General features: G+C 48.0%; 3 protein-coding genes. All 3 read right to left on the bottom strand.

The features are described 5' to 3' along the window. Positions 1 to 216: 216 nt before the first annotated feature. Complete coding sequence (locus ACOMG9_RS17050) at positions 217 to 7,029, bottom strand: coiled-coil domain-containing protein (RefSeq protein WP_494529151.1); 6,813 nt, start codon at positions 7,027 to 7,029, stop codon at positions 217 to 219. 94 nt (positions 7,030 to 7,123) lie between these two features. Further along, on the bottom strand, positions 7,124 to 12,583 hold the full coding sequence (locus ACOMG9_RS17045; RefSeq protein WP_448217774.1) for a hypothetical protein: 5,460 nt from the start codon (positions 12,581 to 12,583) through the stop codon (positions 7,124 to 7,126). Between the two features lie 73 nt (positions 12,584 to 12,656). After that, positions 12,657 to 20,417, bottom strand: coding sequence for a coiled-coil domain-containing protein (locus ACOMG9_RS17040; RefSeq protein WP_448217773.1), 7,761 nt, complete (start codon positions 20,415 to 20,417; stop codon positions 12,657 to 12,659). Positions 20,418 to 20,457: the final 40 nt, after the last annotated feature.

Genomic DNA, 20,457 nt, shown 5'->3' with positions numbered 1-20,457 from the left:
GCTTTTAATCGCTTGTTTGATTGGCTTCAGACTTTGCTGGCTCAGAAGTCGGGCTCAGAAGGAAAGGTGACACTTGACGTTAGCGTCTTAGCGGTCATTGCAGGTCGTTGCCTGTTGCCTGATTAATTCAACAGGACTTTTCCGCTTATGCTACTTTTCCTGCTTGCCCCACTTGTCATCAGTTTCGAGCTCGCCTGAGGTGGTCGATATAAAGCTTTATTGAGAGGCGTTTCTCTTACCATGAACAGGCGCCTTCTTGTCATCGCCCTGTTGCCAATTGTAGAAGGTGCCCAGAGTGTAGGAGTAAGGAATACTTTCTGCATGGGAAAACGACCATTTAGGCACATTTTCCCTGAAGTATTTCTCCCAGCCATTCTCAAACAGTTTCATGGTGCGATCACGGCGTTCACGAAACTGCAGATAATTTTCATGTCGAGTCCAGCCGTACATCGTGTTGTTTGCTTTAACACGGTTTGCGTATTCTTCATCGGTTTCAGTGAAGCGTTGAGGAGAGGCAACAGCCGTACGTTGCAAATATTCATCGTGCGTTTCACCCACGCCCCGCCAGCGATTAATCTTGTCGAGACTGCGGCCCAGGGGGCCACCCAGCCATTGAGTGAGCAGCTTGTTGTCGTTCATAAAGAAGTCGAAAGTGAGGCTAGACGCCAGTGCAAAACCTAACATTTGAGCGCAGGTAAATCCGAATATAAGACCATGAGCGTATGCTCCAACAGTGGAGACCGGGCCCATAACCAGACCGGCTGTGGCGGAGGCCAGCGTTTTTACTGTTTGTGGTGTTACCCTGTGCAGCAGGGGTACCTGAACCCCCTGTCCGGAACCCATGGATTTCACCATTTCGGGCACCAGACGGGAGATACTGCGATACATATGCGGGTTGGCATGGAACTGTCTGGTGAACAGTCTGGAGCCGGTTGTCAACAGTATGACTGAAGAACCGGCCCTGCCATAGGGCATGAACAGCCCGAGCATTTCAGAGACTTTTTCAACTCCGCCGTGGTAGGCATATTGGCCGGTTCGATCAAGATCAATACCATAGTGTTCCAACCAGTGCTGAAAAGGTATGATCATTCTGTGCGTATAATCCCCCCTGTTGGTGAGATCCAGAATGTAGAGTTCCTCCGTGTTTAACAAGGACGCTTTGGCAGCTTTCCAGGCCCCAGTCACTGCCAGTAGTGGTTTGTAGCTGGTGTAGTACCAGGGGACAGCTTGTACCAGAGAGGCTGAAGGTTTGAGCCAGTAATCCTTTAGCTGGTACTCAACCGCAGCGGCGTGAGCCTGCATCAATACGCTATGGATAATCTTTATCAGGTCTGACTCAAACAGGTCAGCAACATTGGCATAAGGTGTCAGGGTATCCTGAACATTGGTCAGGAATGCTGCCGTCCTGCGGCCATTTTCAAAGGCAATATCATCAAGTATGTAGTTGGCGACGACAGCGGTGGCATACTCTTTCATGCCGACAACAGACTCTTTCATCGCTACCGGACCAGTTGCGATCGTGGGCACAGGTGTAAAGGCACTTTTCATAAATTCCTCAACACCCTTGTCGGACAGCATCCGGACAACCATTTTAAACTGATGCACATGGACGCCTTGTCTACAGCCAATGAAGTGTTCAAATTCGTTCCCTGTCAGATAACCATCAATACTTCTGCTGATCTTCATATAGTTCTCAAGTTCAACCTTGCTGATCAGACCCTCCCGTAGCAGAGCTATGATCTTGTTACCACTGGCCGAATGGCTGGCGAAGTATTCCGAGAAGCCTTTCAAATTCTCTGTTTCGTGCCCGAAGTGTTGAATGCCTGTTGAGCCTATGCGTTTAATGACATCGTCGTAATGTTGAGCCCCTGTTTCCATCTCATTCCTGGCTCTGAAAACCAGATACTCGAGTTCTTCCAGCGCATCCACAGGCTGATTTTCCAGAGGCTTGTAAAGGCTTACCGGGAAGTCCCTCTGCAAAATCCTGAAGACTTCCACAATCTGACTGGCCTGCTCAAACGTCAGTCTGTCTCCGACCAATGCCTGTAAGCGAATGGGTGCAAATTCATCGTCAAAATGGAAAGTTGTAAGGAAAGGTGTTCCGTACTCTATTGCTGCTTCTGTCAGGCCAAATGCAGCCTCCAGGGCTTGTTTTTTGAGAGGGTGCTGCTGCATGAATTCGAGGATAGCGTCCAAAACTTTTACTTGTCTCGGCGTGTGTTGGAAGGGAGCGCGATAATTTTCGACGGCTTCCTGAGCAGTCTTCAGGTTTTCCTTCATTTTCTTAATGTCTGCTTTCCAGACTTCTCTCTCAAATGTCAGACGGGCCTGTTCCTGAATCAGTTGCTGAATCTTGCAGCCATGACCATCATTACCACCCAGTTCTACCCTTTTGATTCTCAGGGCATTAACCCTTTTTCTGATGTCACTGGTGCCTGGTTTGAGACCCACGGCTTCTTCAGTGGTTTTAATATCCGCTTCATGAGCCTCCAGAACTTCCAAAGCTTTTGCTGCAGCGTCACTTTTCTTCTTCAGGACTGCATTCAGCGGTTCAATTTCGTTCTCAGTCTCCTCTCTACTATGATCCGGGTACTTCAACGCAATACTCTTTTGAAATTCTGCTAATGCCGCGTCCATACTTTCTCGGTCATGCTTATCCAGGAATTCCCTGACCTGAGGTTTGTTTCTCAGGGCATTAACCCGTTTTCTGTTCTCAGTAAAGTCTGGTTCAGGACCCTGGGCATCTTCAGTGGCTTTAATCTCTGCCTCATGAGCCTCCGGGGTTTTCAATGTTTCTGGTTCAGTGTCACTTTTTTGTTCCGGGGCTGTCTTCGGCAGTGCCATTTTGTTTTCAAGTCCGGTTTTAGCCTTTTGATCTGCGTCTCCGGAACGGTTAATCTCCTCCTTTTTAAGATCCAGATTCTCTTGTGCACTAATTTTTTGCAACAATGCAGATGCTGCGTCCTTAGCTTTTCTGTCATGCTCATGGAGGAATTCTTTGGCCTGAGAATATTTTTTCCTGGTTAAAGGCAGTTCACCCAATGCTTCATCGGCTGCATTGATTTCGTCCCAATCATGAGCCTCTGCAGAGGCGGAAATGGCAATAATGTAGTCAGCTTTTAGCGGTGATCCCGGGCCGCCTTTTATCCGGATGTTCAGAGCTTTTGCGACAGCTCCCAGTTGCTCAACGATTTCATCTCGTCTATCTGCACCTTGCTCCCCCATGAAATGTCTGATGTCGTCTACTCGTTCTTCAGGGGTTTGTTCATCACCCACAGGCAGACCCAGTTCGGTCTGAATATGTTTCATTGCCTGATTGAAAGCTCTGTCGTCTTCATCCGAGATGGGTTCAACGTCATCACGACTCACAAAAACGACTTGTTTGTGACCAATAGCATTCAGTTTGCGATTAACATCTGCCAGTTCACTTTCAGCTTCTTCCAGTCCTCGTCTGGCTTCAGCCAGACAACGATCAAGCACGAATCGGGGCTTGGATCCCTGAGGAGCCATTCGCCTGTCAAACTCATCTTCAATGGCGGCGATACGTTCATCAATATCAGGCTGGCCCGCTACAATGACGTCTTTGTCCAGCTGCTGGAGTTTTGCATCAATCAGACTGTTTTGGTCGGCTATAGTGGCATCATCCTGATAGTCTTCAATGTTAAGTCGATGAGCAATTCTATGGTTATAGACTCTCTTGATAGATTCATCATTTTTATCTTTAACGGCTGTGTTTACTTTATTCCGTACTACCTTAATTCTGCGTCTCAGATCATACTGATGGTCAGACAGGCTGGCACCTGTAGCAAACTTTACCTCTAGAATACTGGCCAGTTTAGTTGTCAAAGTTCTGCCTCTTTCTTTAGCGGCAGGGTTTTCATAAGGATCGATATTTAGCTCATCCTCCACAGTGGCAAGATATTCTGCCTGTTTTTCTCTGGCTCGTTGCTGCGATTCTTCGACTTTAAAGGTAAGACGCTCACGAAACCTGCCGAGTCTGATATCCCTCTCTGCCGGTTCCTCCTGAGCAGTGCTGTCAGCTTCCCAAAACAGGATCTTGTCCATCTCGTCCAGCTCGTAGGGCGTGATATCACCACCATCATCAAGCCTTGTACGAAGCCTTTGAAGTCTTACTGCTTTGTCATCTCCTTCATTGATTTTGATGTTGAATAAACTTTCCAGGTTTTCCAGTACGATCAGGGCTTCTTCCTCTGACTGCTTTCTGGCTTCTCTGATGTATTTCTTGATGTCTTCAGCAATGACCATGCTATGGAAATACAAATCTTTTTCTTCACTGAGGCGCTTCTGCAGAGCTGTTTTCAAAGCTCTCAGCTCTCTGGTTACTTCAGGCCTGGCTATGGAGGGGGGCGCTCTTCTGGTGTCGTCCAGTTGTTCTTTTGAATTTGCAGGGCTGGAGGAACGGCCATGTGTTCCTTCTATCAGTGTGTCGCGTTGTTCTATTGTGCTTTCTTCATCCATTGGAACAGGTAAATCTTTTGCCACAGCATCTTGCCTGACTTTGACGTCATCTTCTTGCGAGCGGTATTTAGCATCTGGTTTCCGAATACTCCAAAGCAGCTTTTCCAGATATTCGTCGATTTCAGCATTCATTGACTGAAATCTGTTAAACAGTTGATCTTGTTCAACATTCATTTCATCAAGACGCTTTAATGCAGCATTCAGTGACTTAAATCTGTGAAACAGCCGCTTTTGTTGAGAGTCAATGTCTGCATTGCTATCAAAATCCTTAATGTTTAAATGTCTGGCAGTGGCTGCATTGAAGGCTTTGATTTCAGCTTCTTTTTTAGCATCTGTTCTGGTGCCCTGTTGCGGAAAAGAATGTTCCTGGTCGAGCGGAACTGTCGACTGCTTGAGGCACTGCTCAATGGCCTGATAAATGGCATATTGACGGCCTATCAGGTCATCATTGTTTTTCGGAGCCAGACCCAGCACTCTTTCAACGATACCCATTTTCTCCAGGAGCACCTCATGGTTCTGTTCTGCGTATTTATGAAATTGTCTTTGAATGAACTCAAAGTGGGCAGCCGGATCCTTTTCAGTGACCAGAAAAATACCAAGCCGTAATTCCAGGGCCGCCAGTATTTCTTTGGGAGAATCTCCCACAGGCGGATCCATTGAGGCCGTCAGCCTGAAGACTTCATCAATTTTTTTTCTGATCAGTCTGACTTGTTCTTTGAGTGTCTTGCTAGTATCCCAGTCATCAATACCAAGATCGTCTGCCAGTTCAGCGTTGAATGCTTTTTTGGCATTTGCTCTGACAGCTGCGATATCTGCTCTGGTATCACGTACGCGTTGTTCCAGCTTTGGAATTCCTCTGACTTCCTGCTGAAGTTTCTGTGACTGGTTTTGCAGTCCTCTCATCAGGTTACGAACCTCTAAAAACTCATCCTCAACTTGTTTCCTGCGTTGAAGAAGTCTGACTTTACTCTTTACATCATCAGAGACTCTGTTCCTTATGAGCATTAACTCCTTTTCAAGCTGGATGAGTCTGACTTCTTTTACCTGCTGCTGCTCTTCCAGCTCGCTTTCTATCTTATTCAGCTGTCTGGCCATGTCGTCTGTGACTTTGAAAGCAAACTTTCTGTTGTCCTCAAAGACATCGGCCTGCATTTCGTTGATACGGCTTATAATGGTTGTTACTTCCTGAACATTCTGAATAAAGAGCTGACTGGTCAGAAAATTTTTAATGGCGGGTTTGAAACTGAAGTGTTTTACGAGTTGACTGTGCATCCAGGTTGGCGTGGCCATTGACGAAGCCAATCTGATGTGTCCTGATGTGAATTCAAAGTTATCTGCTTTTTCCGGAGTAGCACTGGTTAATGCCTGCTGGAGAGTTTCATAGTATGCAAGCGTAATCAGTTTTGCTCTGCCAGATTCACTATTGAGCTGAACAGCTATCTCCTCCAGCAATGCCATTTGCCTGCTTCGAATGACGTACTGGTAACTTTTGACCTTATCTTTTTCTACCTGAGCTGTTGCCGGAGGAATGCTGTTGTCAGTGATGTCTTTTTGAAGGAGGTTATAGAGGCTTTCCACAAAAGCGATGTCAGTCGGATTCTGCTTCTGACTATGGAAAACAATAGCTTCCCCCGGAGCCTGTTTCACTTCCAGCTTTGGATAACCAGCGGGCACAGGATAAGCCTGTGAGTCATCCTCAATGTATACAACGTAGCCGATGGGTTTATGGTAGGACAACAGATCATTCAGGGCTTCCTGTTGTAAATCCTTCCCCAGAAGATGAACCTGGGTATAGGCAGATGTGGCGGCTGCGAAAAGAGCTTCATCATTGACAAAGAGCGATTGACCCAGGCGTTGCAGATCCGGGGGCTGATCGTCGGTTGCGATAAGACGCATGAAGGTACGCCCGTCAACTTTAACTTCGTCTACTTCAATAGTGGCAAGGGCAACGTAATTATCAACTTCGCCAAGGTTTCCTATACTTCCACTGACGCCTTTCAGTACTGCGGTTAGTAGTTCGGGGCTGGCAACTTTTGTTAAGGGTTCTAATGGTTGGGTGTCGCCTGATTGAGTTAAAATAGCTTCAATTAAATTCTGATCGGTCATTTCGTTTCTGACTTCAATGACCAGTTCCTTTTTGGCAAGGTTATGGGTAAACCTGAAGACCCCCTCATTACCTACCTTGAGGACTTTGGTGTATTTGCGGGCAACGTCATTCTCGTCTGTTTCAAACAGATCAACACTGGAAACACCTCCCTCGATGCCAGAAAGAACGTCCGTGAAGCCTTGAGAAGGAACCTCGTAGCCTGCTCTGGTTTGAGTCAGATAAGTGAAGGTGGTTGTGAAGGATTTGGGTATGGGTTGTCGGTCATCACCTAAGGTTGGCTGAACCATGACCTCGCTCTGGGTATACTCTACGTGTACACTGTCCAGAATATCAACAGACTTTATTAGCAGCCTGCGATCACCCAGTGCCTGGCTGGCAATGATGGAAGAGCTGATTGCAACGGCCACAGCCAGGCTTAATACATTGAGGCGAGCACTTGTCATTCTACTACCTCAGAGCTAAGTATTTTTAGCACTGTGAAAAGTGACTGGCACAACAGGTGGGGAAGCCGCTGCTAATCCCTTATGGCTGTCAATGTCAATCGCTTATTTTCTGTTCATCGCCCTGTTGCAAATTGTAGAAGGCACCCAGAGTGTAGGAGTAAGGAATACTTTCTGCATGGGAAAACGACCATTTAGGCACATTTTCCTTGAAGTAATTCTCCCAGCCATTTTCAAATAGTTTCATGGTACGATCACGGCGCTCACGGAACTGCAGGTAATTTTCGTGTCGAGTCCAGCCATGCATCATGTCATTTTCTTTAACGCGGTTTGCGTACTCTTCATCGTTTTCACTGAAACGTTGAGGTGAGGCAATAGCCGTACGTTTCAAATATTCAGCGTCCGTTTCACCCAGGCCCCGCCAGCGGTTAATCTTGTCGAGACCTCGGCCCAGAGGTCCACCCAGCCATTGAGTAAGCATCCTGTTGTCGTTCATGAAGAAGTCAAAAGTGAGACTCGACGCCAGAGCAAAGCCGAATGCCTGAGCATAGGTGAACCAGGAGACAAGACCATGAGCGTATGCTCCGATAGTGGCTACCGGACCCAGCACCAGACCGGCAGTAGCCGAGGCCAGAGTTTTCACTTTTTGTGGTGTCAGACTGTGCAGCAGCGGTACCTGAACCCCTTGTCCGGAACCCATGGATTTCATTATTTCCGGTACCAGACGGGAAATGCTGCGATACCTGTGCGGGCTGGCGTTGTATTGTCTGGCAAACAGCATGGAGCCGGTTTTCAGCAGAATGACTGAGGAAGCCGCCTTGCCCAATGGCATGGCCAGCCGCCCGGCCGCTTCAGAGAATTTTTCAATTCCGCTGTGGTAGGCATATTGCCCGGTTCGATCAGGATCAACACCGTAAAGTTCCAACCAGTGCTGAAAAGGTGTGAGCATTCTGTGGGCGTAATCACCCCTGTTGGTCAGATCCAGAAGATAGAGTAACAACATGTTCGAGAAGGACAGCTCGGCAGCCTGCCATACGTCATGGGTCACCAATAGTGGTTTGTAGCTGGAGTGGTACCAGGTCACAGCCTGTACCAGAAAGGCTGAAGGTTTGACCCAGTAATCATTGAGCTGCTGCTCGACCGCTGTGGCGTGAGCCTGTAACGATGTGCCATGAATAGCTTTGATCAGTTCTGATTCAGATATTCCGGCAGCATGGGCGTAAGGTGTCAGGGTATCCTGAACATTGGCCAGAAATGCTGCCGTCCTGCGGCTGTTTTCAAAGGCAATATCATCAAGCACGTAGTTGGCGATGACAGCAGTGGCGTACTCTTTCATGCCGACAACCGACTCTTTAATAGCTGCCGGGCCAGTCGTGGTCACGGACACTGGTGTAAAGGCACTCAGCATGAATTTCTCAGCACCCTGGTCGGACAGCATCCGGACAACAGCTTTGAAGTGAGGCACATTGACGTCGTGTCTGTAGCCAAGGAAATGTTCAAATTCGTCCACTGTCTGATAACCATCGACATCTCTGACGACCTTTATGTAGTTCTCAAGTTCAGCCTTGCTGAGCAGACCTTCATGTAGCAAAGTGATTATCTTGTTGCCACTGGCAGAATGGCCAGCAAAGTATTCCGGGAAGCTTTTCAGATCCTCCGGTTCAGGATCTTCGCTGTGAATACCTGCTAAGCCTATACCGTGAATTTCGTTGTCGTATTCTTGTGCCCCATTTCCTGTCTCATCCCATGCCCGGTGCGCCAGAGAGTTGACTTCTTTGATGGCATTCCGGGGTTGCTCGAGAGTGGGGGCTGGGAAGCTTGTCGTCTTCAGTCTCTTGAAAATTTCTACAATCCGGCTGGCCTGTTTAAACGTCAGTTTGTCTCCGACCCCTGCCTGCAAGCGAATCGGTGCAAACTCATCGTCAAAATCGAAAGTGACAAGGCCAGGTACTGCCTTACCGCTTTCTTTTGCTGCTTTTCTCAGGCCAATAGCGGCTTCCAGAGCCTGTTTTATGAGAGGGTGCTGCTGTGTGAGTTTGTGAATGTCCTTCAGAACTTTTGCCTGTTCCAGCGTGAACTGGAAGGGACCGCCGTCACTTTCGATGGCTTTCTCTGTCGCCATCAGGACTCCTTTCATTCTCTCAATATCTGCTTTCCTGGTTTCAATCTCGTCCTCCAGACGGGCCTGTTCCCGCTCTGCGAGGGTTTGCACTTTACCAGACAGATTCAACTCGCTCTGAAGTGCTTTAATGCTTCGTATACGGTCGGTGTCGTCCTTATTATTACTAAGCCTGTTTAGTCTGCAATGAACATCTGCCAGCTCGCTTTCGGCTTTTGCTATCATTCGTCTGGCTCTGGCTGCATCACTGTCAAGAATGTATCGGGGTTTAGGTCCCAGACGAGCCACTTGCCTGTCAAGCTCTTCATCAATGGCTGCCAGACGCTCATTAACGTCAGGCTGACCGGCTTTGAAAACTTCTTCATCCAGCTGTTGGAGTTTTGCTCTAATTAAACGGTTCTGGTCGTCGATGCTGGCATCATCCTCATAATCTATAACCTTGAGTTGATGTGCAATGTTATTGTTCCAGGCTCTCCTGGCATCTTCATTTGCATGGACTTCGTGCAGTTCATCCCGTAATTCCTGAATTCTGCCTCCCAGAGCATACTGCCGGTCAGTCAGTTGTGCATTGTCTTCAAATCCTATATTCAGATCACTGGCCAGTTTGTCTGTTAAACTTTTGCCTCTCTCTCTGGCAGCAGAGTTTTCATAAGGGGCGATATTTAACTGGTCCTCCAGAACGATAAGATGACCTGCCTGTCGTATTCTGGCCCGCTGATCCGGTTCTTCAACAATATACCTGAGGCGATGACGAATGCTGTTGAGCTTGATTTTTATCTCTTCTGGATTCCCCTCCAGATCTCTCCAGCCTGGCCCGCCAGCTTCCCAGAGTATCCTGCGCATTTCATCCAGCTCAAAATTTGAAACATGACGGGCATCAAGTCTTGCAAGAAGCCTTTCCAGTCTTGCCGCTTTGTAATCACTTACATTGACTTTGATGTTGAATAATATTTCCAGGCAGTGCAGTGCGTTCAGGGCCTCTTCCTCTGACCGCTTTCTGGCTTCTCTGATGCGTAGATCCATTTTTTCAGAAAGGGACTGACGAAGGTCATAGACATTCTCCTTTTCTCTGCAATAGAAATAACTCTTTCCCTCCAGACCTGTTAACGTGGCAAGAAGTGTCCCCAATACTTCAGGCATGACTTTGGGATGGCCTGGTGTTTTGATGTCTTCCAATTCTGTTTCCAGCTCTGAAAGCTCGAAGAGCATGTCATTTACCTTTGATTCCAGGCTGGCACGGTCCTCCAGAAAGGGGTCTTCACCCGGACTGATCCCAAGGACCTCTGCCAGAGCGTCTTTTCTGGCCCTGGTGTAAAAAGCTTCCCTATGGAGCAGGTTTCTCATTGCGTTAAGTTGTTCGCGCAGACTTTCTTCCTGAGCACTCATTGCCTTAAGTTGCTGACGCAGAGTTTCTCCCTGAACATTCATTGTCTTAAGTTTTTGAATCAGGCGTTCTTGTTGAACTTCAACATCTGCATCGCTATCGAAATCCTGAATGTTTAAATACCTGGCAACGGTTGCACAGAGGGCTTTGATGTCAGCGTCTTTTTCAGACTCTGTAATGCTGCTCACTTGCGTGTCCATTTTGTTATCGGGGACCAGACCAAGCTGACCTTCAAAAAAGATAGCCAGTTTATGCTGGACTGGCCCATGGATTAGTTCTTCATTTTGAAGCAGGTATTGTTGGATACCCTGATAGCGTAAATCCAGATCGTTTTCATTGTCAGGAGTGATTTCGAGTGTGTTCTCAAGAGCCGTCAGTATTTCTTTTATAGCTTTTGTCCGAGACTTTCCTGTTGCAGGAACCGGTCGCATTTTCTTTCTGATGAGCCTGGCTTTTTCTTCGGGGGGTTGGATATCGTTCCAGTCATCAATACCAGGCTCTGCTGCCATTGCGCGAAGCAATTTTTTGTTTGGCTTACGTATTTCGGGTTGTTTTGCCCTCAGCTTCTCCAGTTTGTTGTAAATTTCAAGCAGCTGTCTGTCCTTGTTGTTTATGACTTCGGAAGTAAACTCTTCGTATTCCTCGGGAATCCTTGTTCGATTGATATCGGCGAGAAAGGTTGTGATCTCCTGAATTCTCTTAACAAAGTGCGGATTATTCAGAAGATTTCTGAGTCTGGGTTTGAAGCGGAAGTGTTTTGCGAGTTGAATTTGTAGCCAGCTTGGCGTGATGACCGAGGCAGCGACTCTGATATGTCCTAATGTCAATTCAAATTCATCTGCCTTGTCTGGAGTAGCAGTGGTCAATGCCTGCAGAAGAGATTCATAGTACGCAAGCATCTCCGGTTGATATGCATCAAATTTAATATCCTGATATGCAGCTAATTCCTCCAGCATTTGCATCTGCCTGCTTCGAATGGAGTACTGGTAGCTTCTGAGCTTGTCTTTTTTAACTAGTGTTGTTATTGCAGGATCGGGGTAATTGCCGCCATATTGATGCCAGGTGGAATAGAGAGCTTCCGCAAGAGCAATGTCGGCTGGATTCTGTTTCTGACCACGGAAAACAATCATCTTCTCTGAAGTCTCAGTCACTTCCAGTTTTGGATAATGTTCAGCTACATGATATGCCTGAGTGTCATCCTCAACGTATACAACATAGCCGACGGGTTTATGATCAAACAACAGATCCTCCAGGACCTGCTGTTGTATATCTCCTCCCAGAACATGAACCTGGGTATAGGCAGAGGTGGCTGCTGCAAAAAGCGCCTCATCATTGACAAAGAGTGATTGTCCCAGGCGTTTAAGTTCAGGAGGCTGATCGCCTGCAGCAATAAGACGCATGAAGGTGCGTCCGTTGACTGCAACCTTTTTTACTTCAACGGTGGCAAGGGCAACATAGTGATCAGCTTCGCCAAGACTTCCTGCTCTTTCGTTGGCACCTTTGAGCACTCCGGCCAGCTGTTCGGGATTGGCAATTTTTGTAAAGGGGTCTAATGGTTGAATGTCACCTGATTGAGCACGAACAGCCGCAATTGAATTCTGATCGGTCATTCCTTTTCTGACTTCAATGACCAGTTTATCCTCTGCAAGGTTATGGGTGAACCTGAAGACACCCTCATCGCCGACCTTGAGAACTTTGGTGTACTTCTGAGCAACGTCATTCTCGCCGGTTGTAAACAGGTCAACGCTGGTAACGCCACCCTCGATGCCAGAAAGAATATCTGTGAAGCCTTCAGAAGGTATGTCGTAGCCCGCTCTGACTTCTGTCTGACCAGGGTAGGTGGTGGTAAAGGATTTGGGAATGGGTTGCTGGTCATCACCTGGAGTTGGCTGAACCAGGACCTCACTCTGGATAAACTCCACATGTTCACTGCCCGAAATATCCACAGATCTTGTCTGCAGCCTGCGATCGGCCAGTGTCTGTGTACTAATGATGGAAGAGCTGATTGCAACGGCCACTGCAAGGCTTAATGCACTGGGGCGAGCATTTGTCATTCTAAAAACCATAGAGCTGAGTATTTTTATTACCGTGAAGAGTGATTGTCACACCCGGCGGGTTTTAATTAAGTTAGTCTGCGGAGGCAGCAGGTAGAAAGCTTGATTGAGGGGCATTTGTCTTTTCACCAGCAGGCGCTTTCTTATTATTGCCCTGTTGCCAGTCGTAGAAGGTTCCGAGAGTGTAAATGTAAGGAATACTTTCTGCATGGGAGAATGACCATTTGGGCAAATTTTCCCTGAAGTATTTCTCCCAGCCATTCTCAAACAGTTTCATGGTGCGATCACGGCGTTCACGGAACTGCAGGTAATTTTCATGTCGAGTCCAGCCATACAGGGTGTTATTTGCTTTAACGAGGTTTATATAGGCTTCATCGGTTTCATCGAAGTGCTGGGGCCTGGCAATAGTCGTACGTTGCACATATTCCTCTGTCGTTTCCCCTGCGCCCAGCCAGCGATTAATCTTGTCAAGACTGCGGCCCAGAGGTCCGCCCAGCCATTGAGTGAGCATCTTGTTGTCATTCATAAAGAAGTCGAAAGTGAGGCCCGATGCCAGAGCGAACCCGAAGTTTTGGGCGTAGGTGAACCCGGATATAAGGCCGTGGGCGTATGCTCCGACAGTGGCTACCGGGCCCAGCACCAGGCCGACAGTGGCGGAGGCCAGCGTTTTCACTTTTTGTGGTGTCACCCTGTGCAGCAAGGGGATCTGAACACCCTCTCCTGAACCCATGGATTTCACTATTTCCGGCACCAAACGGGAAATGCTGCGATACATTTGAGGATTAGCGTTGTGCTGCCGGGCAAATAACATAGAGCCGGTTCTCAGCAAAATGACTGAGGAAGCCGCCTTGCCCAATGGCATGGCCAGCCCGCCCACTTCAGAGATTTGTTCAATGCCACTGTGATAGGCATACTGGCCGGTTCGGTCAGGATCAATGCCGTAATGTTCCAACCAGTGCTGGAAAGGTATGAGCATTCTGTGCAGGTAATCACCCCGGTTGGTCAGATCCAGAAGATAGAGGTACGACATACTTGAGAGAGACAGTTTGGCCGCATTCCGGCTGTCAGTGGTCGCCAGTAGTGGTTTGAAGCTGGAGTAGTACCAGGTGACAGCCTGTACCAGGGAGGCAGAAGGTTTGACCCAGAAATCCGACAGTTGCCGTTCAACTGCGGCGGCATGAGCCTGCTCCAACGTACCATGGACCACTTTGATCAGGTCTGATTCAGACAGGCCAGCAGCATTGGCATAAGGTGTCAGGGTGTCCTGAACATTGGTCAGGAATGCTGCCGTCCTGCGGCCGTTGTCAAAGGCAATATCATCAAGCACGTAATTGGCGATGACAGCAGCGGCGTATTCTTTCATGCCGGCAACAGATTCTTTCATACCCGCCGGACCAGTTGCTTTTATGCTCACAGGAGTAATGGCACTCTGCATGAATTTCTCAACCCCCTTGTCAGACAGCATTTGGACAACGGCTTTGAAGTGGGGCACATTGACGCCGTGTTTATAGCCGAGGAAGTGTTCAAATTCAGCTACTGTCGGGTAACCTTCGACAAATCTGACGGCTTTTATATAGTTCTCAAGTTCAACTTTACTGATCAGACCTTCCTGCAGCAGGGCTATGATCTTGTTACCGCTGGCAGAACGGCTAGTGAGGTATTCCGAGAAGCCTTTCAGGTCTCCTGATTCATGTTGGACGTAGTGACTATCTGCTGAGCCCATGTCACGAATTTCTTCGTCGTATTCCTGTGCTCCTGTTTCTATCTCTTGCCTGGACAATTGCACAAGCCTGTGGACTTCTTCCAGGACATTCAGGGTCCGATATCCTGCAGGCTGGTCAGGGCTTTGCGGGAAGCTGGTTTTCAGATTCCTGAAGACCTCCACAATCTGGCGGGTCTCATCAAAGGTCAGAGCGTCTCCGGCCATTGCCTGCAAACGAATGGGTGCAAATTCATCGTCAAAATCGAAAGCCGTAAGGAGTGGCATTGGTTTACCGCTCAGGGTTGTTGCCTCTGCCAGAACCATTGCAGCTTCCAGGGCTTGTTTTTTGAGAGGGTTTTGCGTGAATCTTTGGATAGCGTCCAGAACTTTTACCTGTTCCGGCGTGTATTGAAAGGGCCCGTCATCATTGTTGACGGCTTCTTCGGCAGCCTCCAGGACTTTTTTCAGTCTCTCTATGTCTGCTTTCCTAACTTTAATCTCAGCTTTCAGACGACCATGACGGACCAGTTCCTGAATCGGTTGTCGGATCCTGCGGTCGTTAACGCCCAGTTGTCTCTGTGTGTTTCTGAGGGCATTAATCCGTTGTTCATGGGTGCCAGAGGCGTCTGGTTTTAGACCCAGGGCTTCTTCAGTGGCGTCAAGAGTCGCTTCATGATGATCTGCCAGAGCTTTTTCTGCTTCTGATACAGCTTCTCTTTTCTGATTCAGGGCTGAACTCAGCAGATCCCACTCGAGCTTATTTGAGCTTGTCGATTGCTCATTAATGTTTTCAGATTCGAACATCTCCGGTTCTTTAGGAACGGTATTCGCTCGCGCAAAAATCTCCTGCTCTTTACGAACCAGATTCTTTCGCGCAACAGCTTCTTCAGTGATTGCCTCGGCTAAATCCTTACTTTTCCTGTCGTGCTCACGCAGGAATTCTGTGACCTGGGCGAACTTTTTCCCGGTCAAAGGCAATCCATCCCGCGCTTCATCGATTTCATCGGTTGTGTCCCGGCCATGACTATCTGAATTGTATTCAATAGACATAATGCATTCACCTTCTCCCACTGATTCGGGGTTGGGATGCATCTGGATGTTCAGATGGGTTCTGACTCTCAGTTCCTTCAGGACTTCATCTCGTAATTCTGCACTCTGTTCCAGCAGGAAATTCTCGATCATGAGTAATCGATCTGCATCGGTTTGCTCGTCACCTGCAGGCAGACCCAGCTCAATCTGAATCCTTTTTACCGGCTGATTGTCAGCCGGGTCATCTTCATCCGAGGGATGTTGTAGGTCAGTAGGGTTCTGTGCAGATAGCCATTGTTTGCGACCCATAGCATCCAGTTTGCGATTAGCTGTCTCCAGCTCACTTTCAGCTGCTTTCAGTGCTCGCCTGGCTCCGGCTACTTCACGATCAAGGACGTATCGGGGCTTGGGCCCCAGGCGGGCCATTTGCCTGTCAAGCTCATCCTCAATGGCGGAGATACGCTCATTAACATCAGGTTGACCCGCTTTGAAAACTTCTTCATCCAGCCATTGAAGTTTTGCATTAATCAGGCCGTTCTGGTCGTCGATACTTTCATGCTCTTTATAGCCGCAGACGTTGAGTTGATGAGCTATTTGATTGTTCCGGATTCTTTTCACAGCTTCATCGTCATAGACTTCGTTGACTTCATCCCGAATTGCCTGAATTCTGGCTGTTAGAGCATCCTTCAGGTCAGACAGGCTGACATCGTGTTCAAACTTTACCTGCAGATCACTGGCCAGTTCAGTAGTGAAAACCTTGCTCCTTTCTCTGGCAGCAATGTATACAGAAGGGTATATCTGCAGATTGTCCTCCAGGGCCGCAAGCAAACGATTTTGTTGTTCCCTGGCACGCTGATCCACTTCTTCGACTTTATAGGTCAGACGCCTGTCAAGTAGATCAAGCCATTCTTGCCTTCCTTCTTTCTCATCAGCAGGGGTAATACTTTGGTGAGGGCTCTCGACCACGGGTTTGAAGTTCTTCATCATCACCAATGTGTCGTCTTGACAGAGAATGTTAACGATCTCATCCAGCATCTGTTTTGAGACGTCATCGCCACCAAGTCTTGCACGAACCCTGACAAGTCTTGCTACTCTGTCATCATCTTCATTGACATTGATGTCGAAAACTTGTTCTACGGCTGCCAGTAGACTCAGAGCCTCTTCCTCTGCCCGCTGTCTGGCGTCTGCGATCTGTGACTTGATGTCGTCAGAAATGGCCTGGCGGCGTTGATACTGATCCTGCTCTTCACTGGGGGGATTCATCTCCAGGGCTTTTTCCACGGCAAGCAGCTTCCCAAGCACCACAGGCGTGGCTTTGGGGTGGCCTGGTGTTCTGATGTCATCCAGTTCTTTTTCCAGATCTCTAAGCCTGAAGAGTTTGGAGCGTATTGTTAACTCCAGGCCGGCGCGATCTTTCAGTGTCTTGTCTTCAGTCAGATCAACACCAGGAACCGCTGCCAGAGCATTTTTTCTGGCTATGGTATAGGAGTTCTCTGAATCCTGTTCCAAGGCCATTATATAAAGTTGTTGACGCTGCCGTTGCAGTTGAGCCTCCATTGTATCAAGCCGTTGAATCAGGCGTTCGTGTTGAGCGTCTTTATCTGTATTGCTATCAAAATTCTCAATGTTTAAATGTGCGGCAATGATTGCATAGCGGGCTTTTATTTCAGCGTCTTTTCCAGTCTCTTTGCTGGTGCTCCCTGGCTGCAGGTGCTGTTGAAGGAACCGATAGCGGGCATCCGGATTGTTTTCATTGTTTGGGGTAATACCGTGATCGCTTTCAATGGCTACCCGTTTTGCTTTTACGGCGTCTTCGTCGGGTGTTGCGGCTAAGAATGGGTTGACTTCAGCAATTCTTTCTCTGATCAGCCTGGCTTGTTCTTCGGGTGGCTGGGCATCATCCCAGTCATCAATACCAAGCTCTGCTGCCAGTTGAGCGTTGCGGGCTTTTATGGCATCTGCTCTGGTATCCCGAACGAGTTGTTCCAGCTCTGGAGTTTGTCTGGCTTCCTGTTGTTGATCCGGGAAGGGTTGTTGAACGATTTCGGTCGCCTGCTGCCTCAGGTGCTGATGAATGGCTTGGTGTCGGGCATTAAGGTCATCTTTATTTTCCGGAACCAGACCGAGATAATTCTCAAAGATAGTCAGCCTTTCCGATACTTCCTGCTCGGGTCGTATAATGTTTTGTTGCAGCCGTTTTTGAATGAACAGAAGGGTGCGCGGATTGATTTTATTGACCGGAGCAATGCCTCGCCAGCCACCAATGGCCGTTGGTTCTGCGGCTAGAGTTTCTTCATCAGGCTGCCCTGTTGCGGCCATCGATCTGTAAATTTCATTAATTATCTTTTCTATGAGTGTGAATTGTTCGTCCAGTGGCAGGGTATCATCCCAGTCATCAATACCCAGCTTGGCTGCTGTATAAGCGTAGTGAGTTTTTCTGGCAATTCTCCTGACGGTAAGAAGTATCCTTTCCAGGTCGGGAACCTGATCGGCTTGCTGCTGAAGTTTCTGTAACCGGTTTTTCAGTTCTGCGTGCTGCTCAAGGTTTTCCAGAAGCCTCTCGTGACGAGCTTTCAGGTCATCTTCTTTATCCGGGACAATGCCCAGCTGAGCTTCCAGGGTCGCCAGCTCATCTTCATTGACCAAAATAAAGCAATCCTTGTTTCCAATGCCCGCCGTTTTTGCCTTTACAGTTTCTTCTTCAGACTGTTCGGTAACCGATGGTTTTATTTCCTGGATTTTATTTCTGATGAGTCTGGCCTGTTCTTCGAGTGGCAGGGTATCATCCCAGTCATCAATACCAAACTCTGCTGCCAGTTGCGCGTTGCGGGCTTTTATGGCATCTGCTCTGGTATCCCGAACGAGTTGTCCCAGCTCTGGAGTTTGTCTGGCTTCCTGTTGTTGATCCTGGAAGGGTTGTAGAACGATCTCGGTTATCTGCTGCTGCAGGTGCTGATGAATGGCCTGGTGACGGGCATTAAGGTCATCTTTGTTTTCCGGAACCAGACCGAGATAATTCTCAAAGATAGTCAGCCTTTCCAATATTTCCTGCTCGGGTCGTATAATGTTTTGTCGCAGCCGTTGATGAATGAACAGAAGGGTGCGCGGATTGATTTTATTGACCGGAGCAATGCCTCGCCAGCCACCAATGGCCGTTGGTTCTGCGGTTAGAGTTTCTTCATCAGGTTGCCCTGTTGCGGCCATCGATCTGTAAATTTCATTAATTATCTTTTCTATGAGTGTGAATTGTACGTCTAGTGGCAGGGTATCATCCCAGTTATCAATACCAAACTCTGCAGCCATTTGAGCGTTAATCGCTTTTATGGCCTCCGTTTTGATAATATGAAATTGTGTTTCCGGTTTCGGGACTTGTCGAACTTCCAGCAGACGTTTCAGCCTCAGATTTTCCAGATCTTCCAGTTCGACATGAAGCTTTGCAAGCTTGTCCTCAACTTTCCGATACCGGTATTGTGCTTTCAGTTTTTCCTTACGACTGACATGGGCTTGCTCCAAAGTGTGCTTTAAGTTGTCTCGACTTCTGAGGAGTTTATCTTCTGCTTCCTGCAGCTTGTCCAGTTTCTTTAGTAGCTGCTTGGTCATGTCTCCTATGACTTGGGCAGCAAACTTTTTGTCCTTCTCAAGAGGATCGGTCTGCGCTTGGTTTATATCGTTGAAAACGGGTATAAAATTCTCAAGATTCTGAACAAAATGCGGGTTAATCAGAAGATTTCTAAATGCGGGTCTGAAGCCGAAGTGTTCCAGGAGTTGAGTATGCATCCAGGGCGGCGTGATAACCGCCGAAGCAACTCTGATGTGTTCCATTGTGAATTCAAATTTACTGAGATCCGTCGAGCGAGCTGCACCAGCACTCGCTAATGCCTGCTGGAGATATTCGTAGTCAACAAGCGCACGCATTGCCAGTTTATCTTCGTTTGTGAGCGTCATCGGTTGATCTTCGTGAACTTGAGCATCGTGCCGCGCAACAAACTCCTCCAATATTGTCATTTGCCTGCTTCGAATGGCGTACCGGTAGTTTGTGACCTGATGTTTTACTACTGCTGCCAATGCAGGGGCGAGGTCATTAGCCTCAGCTTCTTTCCAGAGGTTATAGAGGCTTTCTACAAAAGCGATATCATCCGGTTTCGGCATCTGACCATGGAAAACAATCACCTCCCCCGGAGCTTCTGCTACTTCCAGCTTTGGATAACCTGAAGGCACAGGGTATACCTTTGTGTCATCTTCGACGTGAACAACATAGCCGACGGGTTTGCTGCGTGCCAACAGTTCATTAAGAACCTGCTGTCGTAAATCCCCCTCCAGGATATAAACCTGGGTGTAGGCGGAGACGGCGGCTGCCAGGAGGACATCGTCATTGATAAAGATTGATTGACCCAGACGCTGCAGTTCCGGGGGCTGATCGCCGGAAGCGATAAGACGCATGAAGGTACGTCCATTCACTTCAACTTTTTCTACTTCAATGGTGGCAAGGGCAACATAGTGATCGCTTGCGCCCAGGTTTCCTGTTCTGTCGTAGACAGCTTCCAGTAATTGAGCCATCTGTAAGGGGCTGGCGATTTTCGTTAACGGTTCTTCACTATTATCAAATAGCGCATAAAATGCACGAACAGCATCAACTGAATCCTGAACAGTCATTCCGGCTCTGACTTCAATGACCAGTTCTGTTTCTTCAAGGTTATGGGTGAAACGGAAGGCTCCCTCATCTCCTACCTTCAGGACTTTGGTGTATTTCTGAGCAACGTCATTCTCGCCTGTTTCAAACACATCAACACTGGAAACGGCGACACTAATTTCAGCAAGAAATGGTGTAAAGCTTAATGTAGGAATGTCATTGGCATATTTTCTCTCTTCATCAGCTTTAACAGGGTATGTGGTTGTATAGGACTTGGGTATTGGCTGCCCGTCAAAGCCTAAAGTCGGCCGAACCATGACTTCACTATTGGTAAACTTCTTATGTCCATTGACCAGAATATTGACAGATCTGGTCTGCAGCTTCCGATCGGCCATTGCCTGTGTGCCAATGATGCAAGAGCTGATTACAGCGATCACAGCAAGGCTTAATGCATTGGGGCAAGCATTTGTCATTCGACTACCTCAGGGCTGAGTAGATTGATTACCGTGAAAA

The sequence above is a fragment of the Endozoicomonas sp. PH6C genome (assembly GCF_059322965.1).
Note: the sequence above shows the minus strand (reverse complement) of the source record. Positions and strands in the feature narration are given on the sequence as shown.

Bases quoted from the DNA above. Each gene is read 5' to 3' on its own strand.
- ACOMG9_RS17050 (WP_494529151.1), bottom strand. From the start codon at position 7,029: ATGACAAGTGCTCGCCTCAATGTATTAAGCCTGGCTGTGGCCGTTGCA.
- ACOMG9_RS17045 (WP_448217774.1), bottom strand. From the start codon at position 12,583: ATGACAAATGCTCGCCCCAGTGCATTAAGCCTTGCAGTGGCCGTTGCA.
- ACOMG9_RS17040 (WP_448217773.1), bottom strand. From the start codon at position 20,417: ATGACAAATGCTTGCCCCAATGCATTAAGCCTTGCTGTGATCGCTGTA.